Origin of the sequence: Curtobacterium sp. PhB142, from assembly GCF_004341255.1 — a bacterium.
Classification (GTDB): Bacteria; Actinomycetota; Actinomycetes; order Actinomycetales; family Microbacteriaceae; genus Curtobacterium.
This window is the reverse complement of the sequence record NZ_SLUT01000009.1, coordinates 59,678-81,568: the sequence shown is the minus strand read 5'-3', so window position 1 is coordinate 81,568 and position 21,891 is coordinate 59,678. Positions and strand designations below refer to the sequence as shown.

The 21,891-nt window shown below is 71.5% G+C and carries 20 protein-coding genes; 11 read left to right on the top strand and 9 right to left on the bottom strand.

Features of this window, described 5'->3' with window-relative positions:
• The first annotated feature begins 260 nt into the window (after positions 1 to 260).
• The 5 genes from EDF31_RS16820 to pgm all read left to right on the top strand — a co-directional run bounded on the left by EDF31_RS16820 (position 261) and on the right by pgm (position 4,363).
• A complete protein-coding gene (locus tag EDF31_RS16820) occupies positions 261 to 1,046 on the top strand; it encodes a glycosyltransferase family 2 protein (RefSeq protein WP_323742915.1) in 786 nt (261 codons plus the stop codon).
• Positions 1,043 to 1,675 carry a DUF2064 domain-containing protein gene (locus EDF31_RS16815; protein ID WP_131846973.1) on the top strand — a complete coding sequence of 211 codons (633 nt, stop codon included), beginning with the start codon at positions 1,043 to 1,045 and terminating at the stop codon, positions 1,673 to 1,675. Before EDF31_RS16820 ends, EDF31_RS16815 begins: the two co-directional genes overlap by 4 nt.
• Positions 1,672 to 2,334 (top strand): methyltransferase domain-containing protein, encoded by a 663-nt coding sequence (locus EDF31_RS16810; protein ID WP_123293702.1) that lies wholly within the window; start codon positions 1,672 to 1,674, stop codon positions 2,332 to 2,334. Before EDF31_RS16815 ends, EDF31_RS16810 begins: the two co-directional genes overlap by 4 nt.
• Before the next feature lie 59 nt (positions 2,335 to 2,393).
• The gene (locus EDF31_RS16805) at positions 2,394 to 2,639 is read left to right on the top strand and encodes a hypothetical protein (RefSeq protein ID WP_131846972.1); all 246 of its coding nucleotides are present in this window, start codon (positions 2,394 to 2,396) and stop codon (positions 2,637 to 2,639) included.
• 104 nt (positions 2,640 to 2,743) lie between these two features.
• Entirely contained in the window at positions 2,744 to 4,363 is a 1,620-nt protein-coding gene (pgm, locus tag EDF31_RS16800) for a phosphoglucomutase (alpha-D-glucose-1,6-bisphosphate-dependent) (protein ID WP_131846971.1), read from the top strand.
• 39 nt (positions 4,364 to 4,402) lie between these two features.
• Here the strand turns inward: pgm and EDF31_RS16795 are convergent, their stop codons facing one another.
• From EDF31_RS16795 to EDF31_RS16775, 5 genes are read right to left on the bottom strand one after another with little or no spacing between them, the layout of a single operon-like run.
• Positions 4,403 to 5,677: a glycoside hydrolase family 125 protein gene (locus EDF31_RS16795; RefSeq protein WP_243650108.1), complete on the bottom strand. Its 1,275-nt coding sequence runs from the start codon at positions 5,675 to 5,677 to the stop codon at positions 4,403 to 4,405.
• Positions 5,674 to 7,995 (bottom strand): glycoside hydrolase family 3 N-terminal domain-containing protein, encoded by a 2,322-nt coding sequence (locus tag EDF31_RS16790; RefSeq protein WP_131846969.1) that lies wholly within the window; start codon positions 7,993 to 7,995, stop codon positions 5,674 to 5,676. The genes EDF31_RS16795 and EDF31_RS16790 overlap by 4 nt, the downstream gene beginning before the upstream one ends.
• Positions 7,992 to 8,846 (bottom strand): carbohydrate ABC transporter permease, encoded by an 855-nt coding sequence (locus tag EDF31_RS16785; protein ID WP_123293697.1) that lies wholly within the window; start codon positions 8,844 to 8,846, stop codon positions 7,992 to 7,994. Before EDF31_RS16785 ends, EDF31_RS16790 begins: the two co-directional genes overlap by 4 nt.
• Before the next feature lie 33 nt (positions 8,847 to 8,879).
• Positions 8,880 to 9,818 (bottom strand): sugar ABC transporter permease, encoded by a 939-nt coding sequence (locus tag EDF31_RS16780; RefSeq protein WP_123293696.1) that lies wholly within the window; start codon positions 9,816 to 9,818, stop codon positions 8,880 to 8,882.
• 30 nt (positions 9,819 to 9,848) lie between these two features.
• A complete protein-coding gene (locus EDF31_RS16775; RefSeq protein ID WP_131846968.1) occupies positions 9,849 to 11,138 on the bottom strand; it encodes an ABC transporter substrate-binding protein in 1,290 nt (429 codons plus the stop codon).
• A 121-nt stretch (positions 11,139 to 11,259) separates the two neighbouring features.
• Here EDF31_RS16775 and EDF31_RS16770 point away from each other — a divergent pair, with 121 nt between their 5' ends.
• The 3 genes from EDF31_RS16770 to EDF31_RS16760 all read left to right on the top strand — a co-directional run bounded on the left by EDF31_RS16770 (position 11,260) and on the right by EDF31_RS16760 (position 16,200).
• Entirely contained in the window at positions 11,260 to 12,306 is a 1,047-nt protein-coding gene (locus EDF31_RS16770; RefSeq protein ID WP_111085521.1) for a LacI family DNA-binding transcriptional regulator, read from the top strand.
• A 13-nt stretch (positions 12,307 to 12,319) separates the two neighbouring features.
• Positions 12,320 to 13,564, top strand: a complete 1,245-nt coding sequence (locus EDF31_RS16765; RefSeq protein WP_131846967.1) for a glycosyl hydrolase — start codon at positions 12,320 to 12,322, stop codon at positions 13,562 to 13,564.
• Between the two features lie 146 nt (positions 13,565 to 13,710).
• Positions 13,711 to 16,200, top strand: coding sequence for an MDR family MFS transporter (locus EDF31_RS16760; protein WP_279387372.1), 2,490 nt, complete (start codon positions 13,711 to 13,713; stop codon positions 16,198 to 16,200).
• A gap of 354 nt (positions 16,201 to 16,554) precedes the next feature.
• Here the strand turns inward: EDF31_RS16760 and EDF31_RS16755 are convergent, their stop codons facing one another.
• Positions 16,555 to 17,445, bottom strand: coding sequence for a site-specific DNA-methyltransferase (locus tag EDF31_RS16755; RefSeq protein ID WP_207896266.1), 891 nt, complete (start codon positions 17,443 to 17,445; stop codon positions 16,555 to 16,557).
• A 55-nt stretch (positions 17,446 to 17,500) separates the two neighbouring features.
• Here EDF31_RS16755 and EDF31_RS16750 point away from each other — a divergent pair, with 55 nt between their 5' ends.
• The gene (locus EDF31_RS16750; RefSeq protein WP_131846964.1) at positions 17,501 to 17,785 is read left to right on the top strand and encodes a GNAT family N-acetyltransferase; all 285 of its coding nucleotides are present in this window, start codon (positions 17,501 to 17,503) and stop codon (positions 17,783 to 17,785) included.
• A 41-nt stretch (positions 17,786 to 17,826) separates the two neighbouring features.
• Here EDF31_RS16750 and EDF31_RS16745 read toward each other — a convergent pair whose 3' ends face one another.
• The 3 genes from EDF31_RS16745 to EDF31_RS16735 all read right to left on the bottom strand — a co-directional run bounded on the left by EDF31_RS16745 (position 17,827) and on the right by EDF31_RS16735 (position 20,323).
• Entirely contained in the window at positions 17,827 to 18,156 is a 330-nt protein-coding gene (locus tag EDF31_RS16745) for a hypothetical protein (protein WP_131846963.1), read from the bottom strand.
• A 153-nt stretch (positions 18,157 to 18,309) separates the two neighbouring features.
• Positions 18,310 to 19,359: a biotin/lipoate A/B protein ligase family protein gene (locus EDF31_RS16740; RefSeq protein WP_131846962.1), complete on the bottom strand. Its 1,050-nt coding sequence runs from the start codon at positions 19,357 to 19,359 to the stop codon at positions 18,310 to 18,312.
• Positions 19,360 to 19,444: 85 nt separating this feature from the next.
• Positions 19,445 to 20,323 carry an alpha/beta hydrolase gene (locus tag EDF31_RS16735; RefSeq protein WP_131846961.1) on the bottom strand — a complete coding sequence of 293 codons (879 nt, stop codon included), beginning with the start codon at positions 20,321 to 20,323 and terminating at the stop codon, positions 19,445 to 19,447.
• Between the two features lie 87 nt (positions 20,324 to 20,410).
• Between EDF31_RS16735 and EDF31_RS16730 the strand changes: the two genes are divergently transcribed.
• Positions 20,411 to 21,571 carry an inorganic phosphate transporter gene (locus tag EDF31_RS16730; RefSeq protein WP_123937556.1) on the top strand — a complete coding sequence of 387 codons (1,161 nt, stop codon included), beginning with the start codon at positions 20,411 to 20,413 and terminating at the stop codon, positions 21,569 to 21,571.
• Between the two features lie 11 nt (positions 21,572 to 21,582).
• The gene (locus EDF31_RS16725) at positions 21,583 to 21,852 is read left to right on the top strand and encodes a hypothetical protein (protein ID WP_123293687.1); all 270 of its coding nucleotides are present in this window, start codon (positions 21,583 to 21,585) and stop codon (positions 21,850 to 21,852) included.
• Positions 21,853 to 21,891: the final 39 nt, after the last annotated feature.

Genomic DNA, 21,891 nt, shown 5'->3' with positions numbered 1-21,891 from the left:
CGACCCGACCATTCCTGCTCACGAAGCGCCCGCCCCGCGCCCCGCGCCCCGCGCGACCACGCGGCGGACGTGACCGGACACGAACGCCCGCCACGGGCCTCCCGTCCGCCTGTCCCCCGTTCTGGGGACCCAACCCCGAAACAGTGCGCTGACTGACCAGCGGGTACAGATTTCCTGTACCCCGACGCGCGTCGTCGTGTTACGTCGAGTGCATGACAGGACAGACCCGTCGATCTGACGACCGGCACCGAATGACGGACATGAGTGTCGACGTCATCCTCCCGTGCCTCGACGAGGCCGATGCCCTGCCGAAGGTGATCGCTCGCCTGCCGGAGGGCTACCGCGCGATCGTGGTGGACAACGGCTCGACCGACGGTTCCGCCGACGTCGCCCGCGCCCACGGCGCCCTCGTCGTCACGGAACCGGTGAAGGGCTTCGGCTCCGCCTGCGCCGCGGGCGTCGCGGCCGCCACTGCCGACTTCGTCGCCTTCTGCGACGCGGACGCCTCGATGGACCCCGCCGAACTGCCGCCGCTGGTCGACCGCGTCGCGAGCGGCCGCGTCGACCTGGCGCTCGGACGACGTGTCCCGACGAGCAAGGGCGCGTGGGCGCCGCACGCCCGGTTCGCGAACCGCGTCCTCGCCGTCCTCATGCACCGCGCGACCGGCTACCGCCTGCGCGACCTCGGCCCGATGCGCGTCATGCGCCGCGAGGACCTCGTCGCCCTGGACCTGCAGGACCGCCGCAGCGGCTACCCGCTCGAGATGGTCCTGGCCGCGCACGCGGCAGGCTGGCGCGTCGACGAGTCCGACATCGGCTACGCGCAGCGCATCGGCGACAGCAAGGTGACCGGGACGCTCCGCGGCACCATCAACGCGGTCCGCGACATGACCCGCCTGCTGCGCGCGTACCGCCGGGAGGCCCGTGTCCGGGTCGTCGCCCCGGCGTCCGTCCGCCACGTGGCCGGCTCCACCGCCGCGACCGGTTCCGCGGCACGGCCCGACTCCGCACCCGTCACCGCCTCGGTCGAGGGGACGCGCGCATGACCGCCGGCATCACCGTGGCCGTGGTCGCGAAGGAGTGCCTGCCCGGCAAGGTGAAGACCCGCCTGACCCCGGCGCTCTCACCCGAGGGTGCCGCCCGTGTGGCGTCCGCGAGCCTCGCCGACACCCTGTCGACCGTCCGCGCCCTGCCCGCAGAGCGCCGCGTGCTGTTCTTCGACGGCGACGTCGTCCCGGAGTCGGCCGAGGGCTTCGACGTCCTCCACCAGCCCGGCGGCGGGCTCGACGAGCGCCTCGGCTTCCTGTTCGACGCGATCGACGGCCCGTTGCTGCTCGTCGGGATGGACACCCCGCAGGTGTCCACGGACGCGCTCGCCCCGGTGTTCGACCGGCCCGAGCGCGACGCGTGGTTCGGCCCCGCCGAGGACGGCGGCTTCTGGTCGCTGTACGTGCAGGCCCCGACCGGCGACCTGCTCCGCGGCGTCCCGATGTCGCAGGACGACACCGGCGCCGTCCAGCTCGCACGCCTGACCGACGCCGGCCTCGACGTCGGGATCCTCGGCGAACTGCTCGACGTCGACACCATGCCCGACGCCGAACGCGTCGCCGAACTCGCGCCGGACTCCGGCTTCACCCAGGCACTCCGTGCCGAGACCGCGGGGAGTCTCCGATGACCATGCACGCACCCGTCTCCTTCGGCGCCGGCGGCGGCGAGCCGTACGCCCGGGCACTGCGCTCGGACGGACGGCTCCGGCTGACCGACCCGGACCGTCCCGACGTCGTCACGACGATGGACGTCGGCCGGTGGAGCGCCGCGGCCGACCGGGTCGACCGCTCGCTGCTCGACGACGCCGACGGCCCCGTGATCGACATCGGCTGCGGCCCCGGGCGGATGCTCGTCGCCGCGCGCAACCGCGGCATCCCCGCACTCGGCGTGGACGTCTCCGCCGAGGCCGTGGCGATCGCCCAGCGGTCCGGTGGCACCGCGATCCAGGGATCGGTGTTCGACGCGGTCCCCGACGAGGGCCACTGGGACACCGCCCTGGTCATCGACGGCAACATCGGCATCGGTGGCGACCCCGCCGCCCTGCTCGAGCGCTGCGGCGAGATCGTCCGCGCCGGTGGCCGGGTGATCGTCGAGACGAACCCCGACCCGCTGGCCGACCGGGTGTACACCGCCCGCGTGGTGGACGCCGACGGCCACGAGAGCGCCGGGTTCCCCTGGGCCGAGGTCGGACTCGACGCGCTGCACCGGCACGCGGCAGACGCCGGCCTCGTGGCGCGGCAGAGCTGGACGGTCGCGGGCCGGAGCTTCTGCGAGCTCATGGCCTGATCACGCACGTTCGTGCACTTGTTTTGCATCGTGCAAGACAGTCACGTACGGTCGAGCGCATGACGAACAGCACCTTCCCGCTCGGCGGCACCTTCGTGTCCGGACTCCGCGGCCGTGACGAGCGCGGGTCCTTCACGGGCACCCGCTCCACCGACTCGGTCGGCACCTACACGGGTGCGCCGATCAGCGGACGCCTCGGGCGCTTCACCGACGTGCAGCGGTCGCGTCCCGGCACCTGGACCGCCTCCACCCGCACGGCCACCGGCTCGTTCCGCACGGCGACCGGCTCGTTCCGCACCGCCTGAGCCGTGCCGTCGACCCGGTCGGCGGACACGGCTCCGGCCGCGCTCTGCGGCCCGGGCTGTGCGCCGGCCGGACGCGTCCGGGTGCGCGATGCCAGGATGGACCCATGAACGACCGCGCCGGCACCCCCGCGACCGCAGACGACCTCGTCGACATCGACGCGCTCGTCGCCGCCTACTACGACCGTGTGCCCGATGTCTCCGTCGCCGAGCAGCAGGTCGTGTTCGGTACCTCCGGCCACCGCGGCTCCTCGCTCGACTCCGCCTTCAACGACACCCACATCGCCGCGATCACGCAGGCGATCGTCGAGTACCGGCAGTCGCAGGGCACCGACGGCCCGCTCTTCATCGGGCGCGACACCCACGCCCTGTCCGGCCCCGCCGAGCGCACCGCGCTCGAGGTCCTCGCCGCCAACGGCGTGCACGTCCTGGCCGACAGCGACAACGGCTACGTGCCGACCCCCGCGTTGAGCCACGCGATCATCCGCTACAACCGCGCCGGCAACCCCGACACGGCGGACGGCATCGTCATCACGCCGAGCCACAACCCGCCCCGCGACGGCGGCTTCAAGTACAACCCGCCGCACGGCGGCCCCGCCGACAGCGACGCCACGAGCTGGATCGCCAACCGGGCGAACGCGATCATCGAGGGCGGCAACGCCGAGGTGCAGCGCACCGAGCACGCCACCCCCGACCGCTACGACTTCCTGCACACCTACGTCGCCGACCTCGAGAACATCATCGACATCGCCGCGATCAAGCGTGCCGGGGTGAAGATCGGCGCCGACCCGCTCGGTGGCGCATCGCTGCCGTACTGGAACCTCATCCGCGACCACTACGGGCTCGACCTGACCGTCGTGAACCCGGACGTCGACCCGACCTGGTCGTTCATGACGCTCGACTGGGACGGCAAGATCCGGATGGACCCGTCGAGCCCCTCGGCGATGGCCTCGGTCCTGGCGCACAAGGACGAGTTCGACGTCCTGACGGGCAACGACGCCGACTCCGACCGGCACGGCATCGTCACGCCCGACGGCGGCCTGATGAACCCGAACCACTACCTCGCCGTCGCGATCGAGTACCTCTACGCACACCGTCCGGCCTGGCGCGACGACGCCGCCATCGGCAAGACCCTGGTGTCGTCGAGCATCATCGACCGCGTCGCAGAATCGCTCGGGCGCCGTCTGTGGGAGGTCCCGGTCGGCTTCAAGTGGTTCGTGCCCGGCCTGATCGACGGCTCCGTCGCGTTCGGTGGCGAAGAGTCGGCGGGTGCGTCGTTCCTGCGCACCGACGGCACGGCGTGGACCACCGACAAGGACGGCATCATCCTGGCGCTCCTGGCGTCCGAGATCGTCGCGGTCACCGGCAAGACCCCCTCGCAGCTGTACGTCGAGCTGACCGAGCGCTTCGGTGACCCGGTCTACCAGCGCGTCGACGCCGCGGCCTCGAAGGAGCAGAAGGCACGCCTGTCGAAGCTCGACGGCGACGCCATCACCGCCGAGACCCTGGCGGGCGACCCGATCACCGCGAAGCTGTCGAAGGCCCCCGGCAACGACGCGGCCGTCGGCGGCGTCAAGGTCGTCACCGACAAGGCCTGGTTCGCCGCACGACCGTCCGGTACCGAGGACGTCTACAAGATCTACGCCGAGAGCTTCGTCGGGCAGGAGCACTTGGAGCAGGTGCAGCGCGAGGCCAAGGAGATCGTGGACGCCGCGCTCGGCGCCTAGCCGACCACCCGCAGGACCCGCACTGGCGGCGGTCGAGGATCAGTCCTCGGCCGCCGCCAGTGCCAGTTCGCAGAACATCGCGTCGGCCCACGAGAACCACGGGCGCGAGAACTGTGTCGGGTCCTCGACGTCGAACGACTCGTGCATGTCGCCGGTCCCGCCGTCGGTCGCCACGAGCACGTCGAGCAGCTCCCGACGGCGCGCCGGCGACCCGGACACGAGGCCCTCGACCGCCAGGGCGATCGGCCACACCCGCTGCGGCAACGTGTGCGGGCTGCCGACACCGGCGGCCGCGGTGCCGCTGAACCAGAACGGGTTCGCCGGTGACAGCACGAAGTCCCGCGTCGCCGCCCACACCGAGTCGTCGAGCACCGACGGCGCCGACAACGGCAGGGACAGCAGCGACGGGGTGTTCGCGTCGTCCATGCGCAGCACACCACCGAGCCCGTCGACCTCGTAGGCGTAGACGTCCTCCCCCGCCGGCCCGGGCACGACGCCGTGCTGCCGGACGCCGTCCAGGATGCTCGCGCGCAGCACGTCGGCGTCGTCCGCCAGGCCCGTGTCGGACCAGACGTCCCGGGCGATCGCGGCGACGGCGAGCAGCGCCTCGGCGGCGAACAGGTTCGCGGGCACGTTGTAGCCGTACGTGCAGGCGTCGTCCGACGGGCGGAACCCGCACCACGTCATGCCCGTCACCGCGACCGGGGTGCCGCGGCCGTCGCGCGCGAGGGTCTCGGTCGGGATCGCCCCGTCGCGCACGAACCGGTAGGCCGATGCGTCGTGGTCCTGTTCGGTCCGCCACTGCGCCACGATCGTGCGGAACACCCGGTGCGCCCGTTCGTCCAGCACCGCGGTCGACCCGGTCGCCCGCCACAGCGCGTACGCGAAGGTCACCGGGTAGGCCAGGCTGTCGACCTCGTACTTCTGCTCCCACACCAGCGGGTCGGCGTTCAGGTCGTCGGGGTCGTAGTGCGCGCCGTTCGGCTCGCGGTTGAACGAGTTGGCGTAGGGGTCGTGCTCGATCAGCCGGAACTGCCGCCGCACGACCGCCCAGAGCAGGTCCGCGAGCGCCGGGTCGTCCGCCACGAACCGCAGGTACGGCGTCATCTGCGTCGTCGAGTCGCGGAGCCACATCGCCGGGATGTCCCCCGTGATCACGAAGGCGCCGTCGTCGTCGAGCGAGATCGTGTCCCGCAGCGTGCGGACCAGCGCGCGCTCAACGCGGTCGCCGACCTCGGTGCCGACCGCGGCTCGGACCCGGTCGGCGGCCGCCACCAGCGTCGGCGTGATCTCCTCGAGCTGCGTCTGCGTCACGACACCCATCGCACTGACTCCTGTCCGTCGGTGACGCGGCCGGTCCGCGTCGACCCGGGTGGATCGAGCACGTCGTCCGTCCAGCAGTCGAGTTCGAGCGGCCGTGCACCGAGCCGGAGACCAGCGTCCCACGTGCCGAGCGCATCGAGTCCGAGCGCGTACGCGGTGTCGACGGTCCCACCGGCGGGCACGTCGACCGTCACCAGGGCGAGCAGTCGTCGTCGCCGCGGACGGACACCGGGTTCACGCCGCCGCCCCCACAGGGGCACCGAGACCCGACGGGGTGCGTCCGACGTGTTGCGCACCGTCACCGGGACGGTCACCGTGCCCCCGGCCAGGAGGCGCACAGCAGTCACCGCGTCGCTCCCCTCCGCCAGGCGGACGTCCACCCCGCCACCCGGCCCGGGTGCACCGGTCACGGTCGAGCGGCTGGTCACGTCGACGTAGCCGCGCGCCGTCTCGAGGCGTTCGTCGTGCGCCACGGGCAGGACGCCGTCGGCGCCGGGCCACGTCGCGGGGAGTCGCCCCTCGGCCGGGGCGCCGAACAGCACGTCCGCGACGGCTCGACCGCCGGAGGGCCCCGGGAACGGCACGACGAGCACGCTGTCGGCCAGGGCGAGCACCTCACTCAGGACCCGTGGTCGACCGTCGACGACGACCGCGACGACCGGCAGACCGCTCTCGCGGGCGGCGCGGAGCACGTCGAGCTGCGCGTCGGGCACGGCGATCGAGGCCAGGTCGACCCCCTCGCCGTTCGTGGTGTCCGGTGCCGGACCGCTGACGGCGCCGTTGTCCTCGAAGCCGTCGTCGTACGCGCGACGACTCGAGCCGCCGAGCACCACCACCGCCACGTCGGCGCCGAGGAGCGCCGTGCGGACCGCGAGGAGCCCGTCGGGGCCCGGCAGGGGCTGTCGGAGCCCGCTGCCCCGGGCGGTGCGGATCCGGGCGGGGCCGAGCCGGGCCTCCAGGGCGGAGCGGACGGTGGACGCACCGGGGTCGACGGGCGGCCGCGGAGGTGAGTAGTCGCCGAGCAGGGCGTCGACGTCGTCGGCGTTCGGGCCGACCACGGCGACGACGGCGTCGGGTGCGATCGCGGGCAGCGCTCCGCCCAGGGCGACCACGGCGCGGTGAGCGGCGCGTTCAGCGAGCGCGATGGTCGCGCGTTCCGGTGGCTCGGCGTTCTCGGCCGGGCCGGGTGCTGGTGCAGGTGCAGGTGTCGCCGGTGGTGCTGTCGGTGTCGCGAGCAGGCCGACGCGGCGCTTCAGGGCGAGCACCCGGTCCACCGCGCGGTCCAGGTCGCCGGTGCTGATCAGGCCCCGGTCCAGTGCCCCGTCGAGGTGCGTGTAGGACTCGTCCCACAGGCTCAGGTCGACCCCGGCACGGAGCGCGAGCGCAGCCGCCGAGGCCGGGTCGGGGGTGACGTCGCGCAGCCGGTCGATGGCGGTGCCGTCGGCCATCACGAGCCCGTCCCAGCCCCACGTGTCGCGGATCGTGGTGGTGAGCAGGTCGCGGTTGCCGCAGCACGGCACCCCGTCGACGTCGTTGTACGCCGCCATGAACCCGGCGACGTGTTCGCGTGCCGCGGCGAGCGCTGGCGGCAGGTGCACCTCGGCGAGCTCACGGCGGCCGATCGGGGCGCCGGAACCGTTCCGCCCACCGATGCCGGCGCCCTGCCCGGCCAGGTGCTTCGCGACGACCGCGACGTGTCGGTCGTCGATCGGGCCCGGACCGCCGCCCTGCATGCCCCGGACGGTGGCGGCGACCATGATCGCGGCGAGCGCGGCGTCCTCGGACCAGCACTCCTCGCTCCGACCCCACCGGGGATCGCGCAGGACGTCGAGCCCGGAGACGAGGGCGACGTGGGTACCGCGGGCGCGGACCTCGGCGGCGACCGCGGCCGCGAGGTCCTCGACGAGCTGCTCGTCCATCGCGGCGCCGAGGGCGAGGTTCACCGGCACTGTCGTGCCGCCGAGGGCCTGCAGCCCGTGCGGGACCTCTTCCACGAAGAGCGTCGGGACGCCGCCGTCACTGTGCGCGACGACGTGGTCCTGCACGGCGGCGTAGGCCTCGGCGGAGCGTTCGGGTGGGATGCCGTTGCCCCAGTGCACGCCGGACCAGGGGTCGGCGCGGAGCACACCGTAGACCGCGCCGATCCCGCCCCACCGGTCGACCTCGGCGCGCAGGACGTCGGTGATCCGCGGGCGGCCGTCGACCCAGCGGACGGCCTCCCAGCCCTTCAGGCGCTGGTTGAGCTGGCCGATGCGGGCGCGGACGTCGAGGCTGGTCGCGGTCGGGTGCGCGGTCTGGTGCTCGGTCATCCCTTGATCGCTCCGGAGACCAGAGCGCGCTGCATCTGGCGCTGCAGGATCGAGTACACGAGGTACACCGGCAGCAGCGTGAACAGCGTGCCGGCCATGAGCATCCCGTAGTCGGTGCCGGCGTCGACCTTCAGCGTCGGGAGCGCCACCTGGATCGTCCGCTGCGCCGTGTCCGGCCCGATGAGCACCAGGGCGTACAGGTACTCGTTCCAGAACGACAGGAAGTTCAGCAGCAGCACGGTGGCGATGCCCGGGATGCAGATCGGCAGGTACACCTGGCGCATCACCTGCCACGCCGAGGCGCCGTCCATCGACGCGGCCTCCTCCAGCTCGCGCGGGATCGTTCGCATGAACTGGGTCAGGATCACGACGGCCAGGGGCATCGCGGTCGCGGGCAACAGGAGCACGAGGAACGTCCGGGTGTGGAACAGCCCCATCCCGGCCGCGAGCAGGAACGTCGGGAACAGCGCCGCGAACGACGGGATGAGGAACCCGAGCGAGAACAGTCCCTCGACGATGCGTCCGGCGCGGCCGGTGGCCCGGGCGAGGGCGAACGACGCCGGCAGCGCGAGGACGAGGGTCAGCACCAGGGCCGCCACCGTCGTGATCGCCGAGTTCGCGATGGCCGGTCCGAGCGAGGCCTGGCGGATCGCCTCGGTGAAGTTCGACAGGTCCCACGACGCGGGCAGCGCCAACGGGGACTCGAAGATGCCGTCGTTGTCCTTGAACGACGACACCACGAAGTAGTAGAAGGGCAGGATCAGCAGGGCGGCGTAGATCCACGCCACGGTGCCGCTCGTGATGGAGCCGATCCGGTCACGCAGCCGGATGCCGGCGGTGGGTTTCGCCATGGTGGTCTCCCGGGGTCTGTCGGTCAGGGGCGGTCAGTGGGTCTTGCGCAGGACCCGGCGGATGACGAACATCCCGGCGAGTCCGAGCACGAACAGGACGACGCCGACGGCCTGGCTGTAGCCGAGGTCGGTGTCGACGAACGCCTTCTGGTACACGAGGTACGACAACGTCGTGGTCGCGGTGCCCGGGCCGCCCTGGGTCAGCAGGAGCACGTTCTGCGCCGAGCTGAAGAGCATCGAGAGGAACTGCAGCATCGCCACCACCCCGATGAAGTCGCGGGCGATCGGCCAGTACACACCCCACGCCAGCCGCCACGATCCGGCGCCGTCCATGCGGGCGGCCTGCACGACCTCGGTGTCGACGCCGTCGAGCCGGCTCGCGATGAGCACCGCCGAGTACCCGATGCCTGCCCACAGGTCGACGACGATGAGCGCGCCGAGGGCGGTCGCGGGGTCGGCCAGCCAGGCCTTGCCGCCGATGCCGAGCGTCGCGAGCACCCCGTTGACCAGGCCGTCGGGGTTGAGCATCGCGTAGAACATCATCGCCGTGGCCGGTGCCGAGATGAGCGCCGGGATGAAGAGCAGGTAGCGGAGCACCTTGTGCCCGCGCGGCTTCTGCACGACGTGGAAGGCGAGCAGGAACGCCAGCACGATCATGATCGGCAGCCCCACCACGATCTGCACCGTGCTGTTCCGGACCGCGGCCCAGAACGTCTCGTCGGAGAACAGCACCCGGAAGTTGTCGAGCCCCGCGAACGTCGGCGACACGAGCATGCCGGGCCAACTCAGGAAGGCGATCACGATCATCGCGACGACCGGCCCGATCATGAACAGGCCGTACCAGACGAGCGCCGGGATCGCGAAGGTCGGGAAGCTGCCGCGGCTGCTGCCGACGGCGCGGGATCCGCGGCGGGCGGGCCCGGGCGGGGTCGACGCCGACCGGACGGGTGGTTCCTCGACGAGCACTGCCATGGGGAGCTCCTTCTCGCAGGGTCGGGTGGGTCAGGCGGCCGTGTAGGCGCGCTCGAAGAGGTCGATGATGCGGTCGGCCGAGGTGCCCGAGCCGTACGCCAGGCTGGTCGCACGGATCATCGGCTCGTACGCCGAGTCGGGCACGAGCAGGTCGGGCAGCATCACCGGGGTGACCTGGTCGTCGGTGAGCTTCGACGCCTGGGCGACGAGCGGGAAGTCACGGCTGACGGTGTCGGTGATCCGGCTCATGTCGCGGCCGGAGTCGAGGACGAACTCGGTCGTCACCGCCGACGAGTACAGGTACTGCACGAACGGCTTGATGAGGTCGAGCTTCGCCCGGCCGTTCTCGCTGATCCAGATGCCGTGCCCGTTGTAGCTCTTGATGACGCTCGGGTGCGCGATGGCCGCGTGCTGCGAGGGGACCGGCCAGCCGCCCACGGTGACCTCCTTCGCGCGTTCCTTCGACACCAGCGCCAGCGCGGAGGACATCGCGGGGACGATCGCGGCCTTGCGCGTCGTGAACTGCGTCAGTTCGGAGTCCGAGGTGAACCCCTGCACCGAGTCCACGAAGACCCCGGCGTCGCGGAGCTCGACGAAGTGCTCGACGCCGCGGACCGCACCGGCGCTCTCCGAGATCCTGCCCGTGGAGAAGACCTTCGCCGCTTCGCCCTGGGACACGAACCCCTGGATCACCTGCATGAGGAGCTTCTGCCCGCTCCAGTCCGACCCGCCGACGGTGACCGGCCCGATGCCGGCGGAGCGCAGGCGGTCGGCTGCGGCGATGAGCGCGTCCGAGGTCGTCGGGATCTCGCTGACACCGGCCTGTTCGAGCAGCGCCGTGTTGAACGACACCGGCCAGTTCGTCCGGGTGAACGGGAACGCCCGGAGCCGGCCCTGGTCGTCGGTCCACTCCTCGAGCGCCTCCGGGATGATCTTGTCGCGCAGGTCCCACTCGTCGAGGTACCGGGAGACGTCGATCGTGGCGTCCTCACCCGTCCAGGACAACGTCCGCCCGACCATGTTCACGATGGCGACGTCGGCTTCCTTGCCGGCGAGGGAACTCGTCTCGAAGACGATCGGCAGGTCGGACCCGTTCGACAGCAGGGCGACCTTGCGGTCCGTGCAGCGGCGGTAGGCGGCGACGACGTCCGTGAACGTCTGCGCGCCCGCGACCGCGCCGCTGAGCTGGGTGTGCACGCTCAGCGTGCCGGGGCCGCTCGAGGCCGGGGTGAGGGCGCTGCACCCGGCCAGGATCGGCGCGAGGATGCCGGCGCCGAGCCCGGCCCCGATGAGGGTGCGCCTACTGATGCCGTCCGTCACGGTGCCTCCCTGGCAGTGGATGGTGGAGCGATCGCGATGCATTTGGTACAGCGGTGTACTTCAGGTGACGAGCAACGTATACCGCTTTACACGACGTGGTCAAGCCTCTACGCTCGACGGCATGAGCGACACCACCGCCGGAGCCGTCGACCGACGCCGCGTGACCATCGCGCAGGTCGCCAAGCGCGCCGGCGTCTCGACCTCGGCGGTCTCGCACGTGTTCAACGGGCGGCCGAACGTGTCCGCCGCCACCGCGGCCCGCATCCGCAAGGCCGCCGACGACCTGAACTGGCGGCCGAACCTGGCGAGCCGCAAGCTCTCCGGCAACGCGGGGCACAGCCTGGGACTGGTCCTCGCCCGCTCACGCGACACCTTCCAGCGCGACCCGTTCACGATGCGGCTGATCGCCGGGCTGACCGAACCCCTCGCCGCGATCGGGTGGTCGCTGTCCGTCACCCTCGTGCAGGCCGACGACGAAGCCGCCGTCTACCGGCAGTGGTGGACCGAGCAGCGGGTCGACGGCTTCCTGCTCGTCGACGTCCGTACCGACGATCCCCGCATCCCGATGCTGCAGCACCTGGCGGCCCCGGCCGTCATGCTCGGCGCACCGATCGCCGGCAGCACCGTCCCGGCGGTCACGGTGGGCGACGCCGACGCGACCGAGTCCCTGCTCGACCACCTCGGTTCGCTCGGCCACCGCCGGATCGCCCGCGTCGGGGACGGCCCGGCACTCGCGCACACCGGCGCCCGCGACGCCCGCTTCACCGCCGCAGCCGCGCGCCGGGGCGTGGACGCGCTCGTGCTCGGGTGGCGAGCCGACGCCGAGGACCCGGTGGCCGACCTGCTCGCCCGACTGGACCGCGCCACCGCGATCGTCCTGGACGGCGAGGCGATCGCGGCCGAGGTGATCGCGCACGCCCCCGAGCTCGGCGTCCGCGTGCCCGAGGACCTGTCCGTCGTCGCGTGGGAGGACTCGTGGGTCTCGTCGATCGTGCGTCCGTCGCTGACCGCCCTGGACGCCCCCGTCGAGGAGTCCGCCCGCACCGCCGTCGCCCTGGTCGAACGACTCGTCCGCGGCGACGAGGTCACCGATGCCGAGGTCGGCGGGCGCGCCCTGCACGTCCGCGGCTCGACCGGCCCCGCCCCAGCCGCCGCCACCGTTCCCTGACCGAAGGAGACCGATGACCACCGCCACGCGCTTCGGCGTGAACTACGTGCCCTCGACCGACTGGATGTTCCAGTGGCAGTCGGTGGAGGAATCCGCGATCCGCCGCGACCTCGAGGCGATCGCCACCCTCGGCCTCGACCACGTCCGGCTGTTCCCGCTGTGGCCGACCCTGCAGCCGAACCGCACACTCATCCGCCGACGGGCCCTCGACGACGTGGCCCTGGTGGTCGACATCGCCGCCGAGTTCGGGCTGGACGCCAGTGTCGACGTCGTCCAGGGGCACATGTCCGGCTTCGACTTCGTCCCCGCCTGGCTCGTGAACTGGCACGACGGCAACATGTTCACGGACCAGCCGGCGATCGACGCGCAGGCCGCCCTGGTCGCCGCCGTGTACGACGCGGTGCGCGACCGCCCGAACTTCACGGGGCTGACCCTGGGCAACGAGCTCAACCAGTTCCAGCCACCGAACCCCGCCGCGATGCCCGCCGACACCGCGCAGGTGACGCACTGGCTCGAGTCCCTGCTCGGCGCACCCCGCGACAAGGACCCGCGACACGTCGTCACGCACTCCGAGAACGACCACCTCTGGTACCGCGACGGCCACCCGTTCGTGCCAGCGCACGCCAGCCGCCTCGGGGACGTCACGACCGTGCACTCCTGGATCTTCAACGGGGTGGCCGGTCGGTACGGCGCACTCTCCGACGAGTCCGTCCGGCACGCCGAGTGGATGATCGAGCTCGCCCGCGCCTTCGCCACCGACCTCGAGCGGCCCGTCTGGCTGCAGGAGGTCGGGGCACCCGACCGGCACCTCGCCGAGTCCGAGATGCCCGAGTTCCTCGAGCGCACGGTCGCGGCGGCCCTCACGACCGAACGCCTCCACGCGGTCACGTGGTGGTGCTCCCACGACGTCTCCCGCGACCTGGGCGACTTCAAGGACCTGGAGTACTCGCTCGGTCTGCTCGACGTCGACAACCGCGTGAAGCCGCTCGGCCGGCGCTACGCCGAGGTCGTCGCCGACGCACGGCGCTCCGCCCCGGTCCCGACCCCGCGCACGAGTGCCGTCGTGGTCGACGTCGACGCGGCCGACCTGCCGATCCGTCGGGCGGACCTGGCGCCGGGCGGCCCCGTCTTCGAGCGCTGGCACCGCCTGCGCGCCGCCGGTGAGGCCGTGACCGTCGTGACGAGCCGGACCGCAGCCGACCCCGCGGCGCTGGCGGCACGGGGTGTGACCCGGGTCGTGGAGACCGCAGCGGTCTGACGGGGCCGAGCCGGGCCTCCTGGCCATTAACCGGGATCGTCACCGAGCCCGCGATCCGGGCGTACCGTGACTGCCGATCCACACAGGAAGCCGCTCCTGAGCAACCGAGCACTTGCGGCAGATGTAACTTTGCAGGCAGCGCAAAAATCGTTTCGCCAGCGCATCGGTACCGGGAGACCCTGCTCATGACCCAGACGGCGACCGCACCCGCGGCCCCCACCACGGCGTCCAACGTCGTGATGAACCACCGACAGATCCTGTTGGTGATCTACGGCCTGATGGCCGGGATGTTCCTCGGAGCCCTCGACCAGACGATCGTCGGCACCGCGATCCGTACCATCGGTGACGACCTGCACGGCCTCGACCAGCAGGCCTGGGTCACCACCGGGTACCTGATCGCCTCGACCGTGACGACGCCGATCTACGGCAAGCTCTCCGACATCTTCGGTCGGCGGCCGCTGTTCATCACGGCGATCGGCATCTTCATCGTCGGGTCGTTCGCCGCGTCGTTCTCGACCTCGATGCTCATGCTCGCCGGGTTCCGTGCGCTGCAGGGTCTCGGTGCCGGTGGCCTGATGTCCCTGCCGCTGGCGATCATGGGCGACATGCTCGCCCCCCGCGAGCGGGCGAAGTACCAGGGCTACTTCCTGGCCGTCTTCGGCATCTCGTCCGTGATCGGCCCGCTCGTCGGTGGCGTCTTCGCCGGCGCGAGCGAGCTGCTGTTCATCTCCGGCTGGCGCTGGGTGTTCCTGATCAACGTGCCGATCGGCGTCATCGCGCTGTTCATGGTGCTGACGTTCCTGCACCTGCCGAAGTTCGGCGACCGCGGCAAGCCCCGGATCGACTGGTGGGGCGCGACGCTCGTCATCGTCACCCTCGTGCCCCTGCTGCTGATCGCCGAACAGGGCCGCGAGTGGGGCTGGAGCTCCCCCGGCGCCTTCGCCTGCTACGGCATCGGTGCAGCCGGCCTGATCGCGTTCATCATCGTCGAACGGGCGATGGGCAGCGACGCGATCCTGCCGATGAAGCTGTTCGGCTCGCGGGTGTTCTCGATGTCCGCGATCCTGTCCGTGCTCGTCGGCTTCGGCATGTTCGGCGCGATGCTGACCATCCCGCTGTACCTGCAGATCGTGAAGGGCGTCACCCCGACCGAGTCCGGGTTCGCGATGCTCCCGATGGTGCTCGGCCTGATGATCTCGTCGATCGCCTCGGGACAGATCATCTCGCGGACCGGCAACTACCAGGTCTTCCCGATCACGGGCACGGCGTTCACGGCCATCGGCTTCACGATCCTGACGTTCCTGACCGCCGACCGCCCCCTGTGGTTCCTGATGCTCGGCATGTTCGGCATCGGCCTCGGGCTCGGGCAGCTCATGCAGACGCTGACCCTCGCGGCGCAGAACTCGGTGTCCCCGCGGGACATCGGCGTCGCCACCAGCGCCGCGACGTTCTTCCGGCAGATCGGCGGCACCATGGGCACCGCCGTGCTGCTGTCCGTCCTGTTCACCCTGATGCCGACGAACATCACCGCGGCGATGCAGAACGAGACCGACCTGAAGAGCGCCCTCAACGCCGCGCTCACGCCCTCGGTCGCGAACGCCTCCGAGAACAAGGGCGTGATGGACCAGATCTGGACGAAGATCGTCGATCCCGTGCAGAAGAACGTGCAGGACGGCCTGAACAACGGCGCCGTACAGGCGAAGGAAGCCGCCGACGCTGCCGTCACGAAGCAGGTCACGGCCGCCGTGCAGCAGCAGGTCGCGGCCGGCAAGCTCCCCGCCGCCGCAGCCGACACCGTCATCGCCCAGCAGGTCGACGACGCCAAGCCGGCCGCCGAGCAGCAGGCCCTCGAGACGGCTGCGGCCAAGGCGAACGCGACCGTCGTCGACGGCACGCTGCAGGTCGACTACTCGGACAAGGCACAGCGCGAGAACGTCGTCGACGAGGTCGCCCCGACGCTCATCAAGCAGCTGAAGAGCGGCGACTCGAGTGCGAGCTCGTCCGGTTCCGCGGCGACGAGCGACACCTCGTTCCTGAACGGCGCGGACAAGCGACTCACCCGTCCGTTCCTGGTCGGTTTCAGCGACTCGGCCGTCCGCGTGTACTACGTCGGCCTCGCGGTGATCCTGCTCGCGTTCGTGCTGACCTGGTTCTTCCGGGTGCCGCCGCTGCGCAAGACCTCGGCGCTGCAGGAGCAGGCGGACGCCGCACGGACCGCTGACGCTGACGCTGCGGCTGCCGGTGCGGGCGCGGGTGCTGCCGGCGCCGGATCGGGTTCGGCCGCGATCGCGTCGTCGGACTCGGTGCCGACCTCGCCCGACGTACCCGCCCAGCCCCGGTCAGCACGCGCAGTGGGATCCTCGGACGTGTCGGTGCTACCGAACGACGTCGCCACGGATGACACCCGTGCTCCCCTGCCCGACGCCACAACGCACGGCGCGCACTCGGCGGCAGCGCCCGTGGACGAACCCCCGACGATGACCGGTGCCATCCGGACCCGGGCTGCGCACGCTGCCCCGGTGGTGGACGCCGGCGCCCCTGCGACCGGGGCCGACGCTGCGGAGGCGAGTCGGGCCTCCCGGCTGGACGACGCCGACGACGCGGCGCACCCGCACGGGCGGCACTCGGCCGAGTAGGCGCTGGCGCAGGTCGGCCCTGCCGACTCGGAACGACAAGGTCGACGTCGCACGACGTCGACCTTGTCGTCTCTGCGCGCGTGCAACTGTTGCGGGCGCGCGGTTGCGTCAACCTCGATGTCGTACGACGTCGAGGGTGTCGCACTGCGCGCGCCCTCGGTGCGTGTGCATGTTCCGACGAACCACGCGTCGATCACCTCGTGGATCGTCGCAGCATGCACCCGCATCGTGTGCGTGCGCATGTTCCGACAGGACACGCGTCGATCACCTCGTGGAACGTCGCACGATGCACCCGCATGTACCCACGCGCGGCCGCGCACTCGCGCCGCCCCCGCGCCCCCGCGCCCCCGCCCGTCAGCCCGCCGGCACCGCTCCCGCGCGACCACCCGGGGCCGCACCCGCCACCTCGAACGACGCCCCCGGCAAGCGCTTCCGCATCACGTCGATCGCCGCCGGGTTGTCGTCCACCAGCACGTACCGCCGCCCGAGCGCCGACGCCACCGCGCCGGTCGTCCCGCTGCCGGCGAAGAAGTCGAGCACCCAGTCGCCCTCGCGCGAAGAGGCCTGCACGATCCGCCGCAGCACCCCCTCGGGCTTCTGCGTCGGGTAGCCGGTCTTCTCCTTGCCGGTCGGCGACACGATCGTGTGCCACCAGACGTCGGTGGGGAGCTTGCCGCGCTCGCGCTTCTCCGGTGTGACGAGCCCCGGCGCCATGTACGGCTCGCGGTCGACCGCCGACGAGTCGAACCAGTACTGCGACGGGTCCTTTACGTAGACCAGGATCGTGTCGTGCTTGGTCGGCCACCGCGACTTGGACTTGGCGCCGTAGTCGTAGGCCCAGACGATCTCGTTCAGGAACGACTCGCGGCCGAACAGCGCGTCGAGCAGGACCTTCGCGTAGTGCGACTCGCGGTAGTCGAGGTGCAGGTACAGGGTGCCGTCGGTGGTGAGGAGTCGCCAGGCCTCGATCAGTCGGGGTTCGAGGAACGTCCAGTAGTCCTCGAACCGGTCGTCGAACCGCATCAGGTCGCCGCGGACCCGCTCGTAGGTCCGTCCGTGGAACCCCATCACCGGCCCGTCGGCGCTGGGTACCGCGGACGAAGCATGCCGACGCTGGTACCGCCCCGTGTTGAACGGCGGGTCGAGGTACACGAGGGTGAACGTGCCGTCGGCGAGCGCCGGGGTCACGTCGAGGGCGTCGCCGAGGACGACGCGGTCCGGGCCTCGGTCGTCTCCCGTGTGCACGGGACCATTCTGGCGCAGCCAGCGGCGACTCGGCCTCGCGGCGTAGCCTCACCGCATGGCAGCACCCGAGGTCCGCAACGACACCGACAAGCAGCAGTACTCCCTGGTCGAGGACGGCGAGGTCATCGGCTTCGCGGCGTACGAGGTCGACGGCGACGAGATCCGCTTCGTGCACACCGAAGTCGACCCGTCGCACCGCGGTGGCGGGCACGCGTCGATCCTCGTGCAGCACGCGCTCGACGACGTGCGCGACGGCAGCCTCCGGGTCGTGCCGCAGTGCAGCTACGTCCACGCGTGGATCGAGCGGCACCCGGACTACCAGGAACTCACGACGCGCTGACGCGAGCGGCGAGCGGCGAGCGGCGAGCGACCGCCGGCGGTTCAGTACGACCGGTTGTGCGTCCCGACGCGCGCTTCGTGCCGACCGGCGCTCCGCACCGTCGGCACCTTGATGAGCACGCTGCCGCTGAGCAGGTCGTGGTCGTCGTCCGCCGGTGACGGTGCCTCCTTCGGGAGGCGCGACTGCCGTTCGTACTCGGCTTGCGTCTCGTGGCGGGTCGGCGCGAACACCTCGTCGAGCATCCCGCCGATGCCTCCGGATCCGCCGCTGCGCGTGGACTTGTTCGACAGGTCGATCCACCCCACGCGATCGGCGATCCACACCACGACGGCCACGGCGGCCACCGCCCCCAGGAAGATCAACCAGTTCACGCGAGCGACGCTACGTGGACGATCCGGCCACGACATCAGCCGCGCGGGGGATTCTCATGATCCGCACGTGTGGTTCATGGAGTCGGTCGTCACACTGGTCGAGCGGCGGCCGGAGCGTCCCCCCTCTGCTCCGGCCGCCCACCACGAGCTCGCTCAGGGCACCCGCTCGAGCCACTCCTTCGTCGCGAACTTCGTCCGCACCAGCTCCTGCGCCTTCTCGCGCTCGGCATCGGTCACCGCGCCGGGAGTCGCCCCGTACAGCTTCGTGAACGTGCCGATCAGCCGGTCGATGATCTCGGCGCGGGACAGCCCGGTCTGCGAGCGCAGCGGGTCCACGCGCTTCGCGGCCGACGTGGTCCCCTTGTCGCTCATCTTCTCGCGCCCGATCCGCAGGACCTGGACCATCTTCTCGCCGTCCATGTCGTAGCTCATGGTGGCGTGGTGGAGCAGGGACCCGGTGCCGAGGCGCTTCTGCGCAGCGCCGCCGATCTTGCCCTTGGCTGAGGTGATGTCGTTGAGCGGCTGGTAGTACGCGTCGATGCCGAGGGACTTCAGCGCCTCGATCACCCACTCGTCCAGGTACGCGTAGGAGTCCGCGAACGTCATGCCCTGCACCAGGTCGGCGGGGACGTAGAGCGAGTACGAGATGATCGCGCCGGCGTCCATGAACATCGCGCCGCCGCCGGAGATCCGCCGCACCACCTGCACGCCGAACTTCTCGGCACCGGCCGGGTCGACCTCGTTCTTCAGCGACTGGAACGACCCGATGACGACGGCGGGCTGGTCCCACTCCCAGATGCGCAGGGTCGGACCGCGGCGTCCGGCGCCGACTTCTTCGGTCAGCACCTGGTCGAGTGCGAGGTGCTCGTTCGGGCTGATCGGGCCTTCGTGGATGATCTGCCAGTCGTAGTCCTGCCACGACGATGCGCGGGACAGCGCGCGGCGGACGGCGACCCCGACGGACTCGGGTGTGAAGCCGAGCAGCACGGCGTCGGCGGGGAGCGCCCCACGGACGGCCGCGGCGATGCCGGCGGCGTCGGTCGTCGCCGGCAGCCCGTTGACGGCCTCGTCGATGAGCGGCAGCGCGTCGTCGGGTTCGAGGAAGAAGTCGCCGGCGAGCCGGAACTCCTGGATGTTCCCGTCCACCACGTCGAGGTCGACGACGACCAGTTTTCCACCTGGGACCTTGTACTCACCGTGCACGCGTCGAGCCTACGCCCGCCACCTGTCGGACTGGAGGCGCGGGTCGGCGCCGCCACGGGCCTCCCGTCCGCCAGCCGGTACCGTCTCAGGACGCGGCGCGCGCCGTCACCCGGTCCAGCCACGCGACCAGGTCGGCCACGACCTCGTCGCGGTTCGTCTCGTTGTAGACCTCGTGCCGCGCACCCTCGTAGACCTGCACCGTGACGTCGGACAGTCGTCCGCGCCGCCGGTAGGCCTGCGCCAGCCGCTCGACCGACCGCGGCCCCCCGAGCGCGTCGTCGGACCCGACCTGCAGCAGCATGGGCAGGTCGTGCGGGATCCCCCGCCGCGGGACCCCGAGCAGCCGGAGTGTGTCGGGCAGCCCGAACAGGCCGATGACGTCGGCCTCGACGGCGAGCGGGTCGACGGACATCGCGTCGATGATCTTCCGGTCGCGGGTGAGCCACTCGAACTTGGTCGGACCGGAGCCCGCGTGCCGTGCGTTGAGGTCGCCGCTGTTCATCCAGCCGGGCAGCCGGTAGGCCGTGGCGGAGAGCACGACCCCGTCCCACGACTCCGACGAGCTGTTCACGATCCGCTGCGCCATGAGCGAGCCCCACGAGTGCCCGAGCAGCACCAGTGGCACGCCGGGGGTGTCCGCTCGGGCGACCTCCCCCATCTGCTCGACGGCGGCGATCGCGGCGCGCAGTCCGCCGGGGCCGAGCCGACCGAGCTTGGCGTGGTCGCCGTCCCACTGGCCGAGGCCGGTGCGCCCGTGCCCGCGGTGGTCGTTCGCGTGCACGGTGTACCCGGCACGCACGAGGTCCTGTGCCAACGGCTCGTACCGCAGCCCGTGCTCGCCGACGCCGTGCGCGATCTGCACGATGCCCTTGGGGCGCGCCGCTCGCCAGGTCGAGTAGACGATCTCGACGCCGTGGGCGTCGGTGAACGAGGCGTCGCCTCGCGCTGCGGAGAAGGTGGGCACGTGAGCATCTTCGCAGAACCGGGTGACCCAGCACCTGTTCATCCGGCGTTCACGCAGGGGCTTCGGGGCGGGCCTACCGTCCCCGGCATGGACGTCCTCGTCATCGTCGTGCTCGTGATCGTGGTGGCCCTCGTGTTCGACTTCACGAACGGGTTCCACGACACCGCCAACGCCATGGCCACGTCGGTCGCCACCGGGGCGCTCAAGCCCCGGACCGCCGTGCTCATCTCCGCCGTCCTCAACGTGGTCGGCGCGTTCCTCTCCACCGAGGTTGCCAAGACCGTCTCGCAGGGCATCATCCGCGAGGGCCAGGACGGCGTCCACATCTCCCCCACGATGATCTTCGCCGGGCTGGTGGGCGCGGTCCTCTGGAACCTCGCCACGTGGTACCTCGGGCTGCCCTCGTCGTCGACGCACGCGCTGTTCGGCGGGCTGATCGGCGCATCGATCATCGGCGCCGGGCTGAACTCGGTGGACTGGGCGACGGTGGTGTCGAAGGTCGTGCTGCCGGCGCTGCTCTCACCGGTCATCGCCGGGGTCATCGCCCTGGTGGCCACCTACCTGGCGTACGTGCTCACGAAGAACGCCACGACGCACGGTGCGGCGACGGGCTTCCGGCACGGCCAGACCGTCTCGGCATCGCTGGTGTCGCTCGCGCACGGCACCAACGACGCGCAGAAGACGATGGGTGTCATCACCCTGACGCTCATCGCCGCGAACTACCAGGACAGCGGGACCGGCCCGGCGCTCTGGGTGATCCTGGCCTGCGGACTCGCGATCGGCCTCGGTACCTACACGGGCGGCTGGCGGATCATGCAGACGGTCGGCAAGAAGATCTCCGACGTGCAGTCGCCGCAGGGCTTCGCGGCCGAGACGAGTTCCGCCGCGACGATCCTCATCTCGTCGCACCTCGGCTTCGCCCTGTCGACGACGCACGTCACCAGCGGTTCGGTGATCGGGTCCGGGCTCGGCAAGAAGCTCGCCGACGTGCACTGGTCGGTCGTCGGCCGCATCGTCGTCGCGTGGGTGATCACGTTGCCGGCGGCCGCGGTGGTCGGCGGGTTGGCGACCTGGCTCGCCTCGACCTCGGCGGTCGGCCTCGTGCTGGTGGCGGTGCTCGCCCTGGCCGGCGGGCTCACGTTCTACGTCCTCGCCAAGCGCAAGCCGATCTCGCACGACGACGTCGCCGCCGGATCGACCGAACCCACCGACCAGGCCGAGCCGCAGCCGGCCGGCGCGCAGAACTGAGGGGAACGACGATGGAGATCGACTTCACGAGCATCGGCCTGGTCGCGGGCGTCGGCTTCGTGGCCGCGGTGGGCATCGTGCTCGTCTACACGCTCGGCCTGCGGCTGCTCGGTACGGGGCAGCCGCTCGACACCGGGGGCGAGCGCACGCAGTACTCCGAGGAGACCCCGCGGTCCGGGCACACGCCGCCGGCAGCACTGGCGGGCGCCGTCCTGTGCTTCGCGGTCTGTGCGGCAGCCGTGCTCGCGGGCATCTGGCTCACGATCCCCCAGTTCCACTAGCACGTTCCTTCCCATAGCCCCCGCGCTGGGAAGCGGAAA

Excerpts from the sequence above, each read along its gene's own strand:
- EDF31_RS16750 (WP_131846964.1), top strand. The coding sequence starts at position 17,501 with ATGGCAGCACCCGAGGTCCGCAACGACACCGACAAGCAGCAGTACTCC.
- EDF31_RS16765 (WP_131846967.1), top strand. The coding sequence starts at position 12,320 with ATGACCACCGCCACGCGCTTCGGCGTGAACTACGTGCCCTCGACCGAC.
- EDF31_RS16770 (WP_111085521.1), top strand. The coding sequence starts at position 11,260 with ATGAGCGACACCACCGCCGGAGCCGTCGACCGACGCCGCGTGACCATC.
- EDF31_RS16725 (WP_123293687.1), top strand. The coding sequence starts at position 21,583 with ATGGAGATCGACTTCACGAGCATCGGCCTGGTCGCGGGCGTCGGCTTC.
- EDF31_RS16790 (WP_131846969.1), bottom strand. The coding sequence starts at position 7,995 with ATGACCGAGCACCAGACCGCGCACCCGACCGCGACCAGCCTCGACGTC.
- pgm (WP_131846971.1), top strand. The coding sequence starts at position 2,744 with ATGAACGACCGCGCCGGCACCCCCGCGACCGCAGACGACCTCGTCGAC.
- EDF31_RS16810 (WP_123293702.1), top strand. The coding sequence starts at position 1,672 with ATGACCATGCACGCACCCGTCTCCTTCGGCGCCGGCGGCGGCGAGCCG.
- EDF31_RS16780 (WP_123293696.1), bottom strand. The coding sequence starts at position 9,818 with ATGGCAGTGCTCGTCGAGGAACCACCCGTCCGGTCGGCGTCGACCCCG.
- EDF31_RS16820 (WP_323742915.1), top strand. The coding sequence starts at position 261 with ATGAGTGTCGACGTCATCCTCCCGTGCCTCGACGAGGCCGATGCCCTG.
- EDF31_RS16785 (WP_123293697.1), bottom strand. The coding sequence starts at position 8,846 with ATGGCGAAACCCACCGCCGGCATCCGGCTGCGTGACCGGATCGGCTCC.
- EDF31_RS16815 (WP_131846973.1), top strand. The coding sequence starts at position 1,043 with ATGACCGCCGGCATCACCGTGGCCGTGGTCGCGAAGGAGTGCCTGCCC.
- EDF31_RS16730 (WP_123937556.1), top strand. The coding sequence starts at position 20,411 with ATGGACGTCCTCGTCATCGTCGTGCTCGTGATCGTGGTGGCCCTCGTG.
- EDF31_RS16805 (WP_131846972.1), top strand. The coding sequence starts at position 2,394 with ATGACGAACAGCACCTTCCCGCTCGGCGGCACCTTCGTGTCCGGACTC.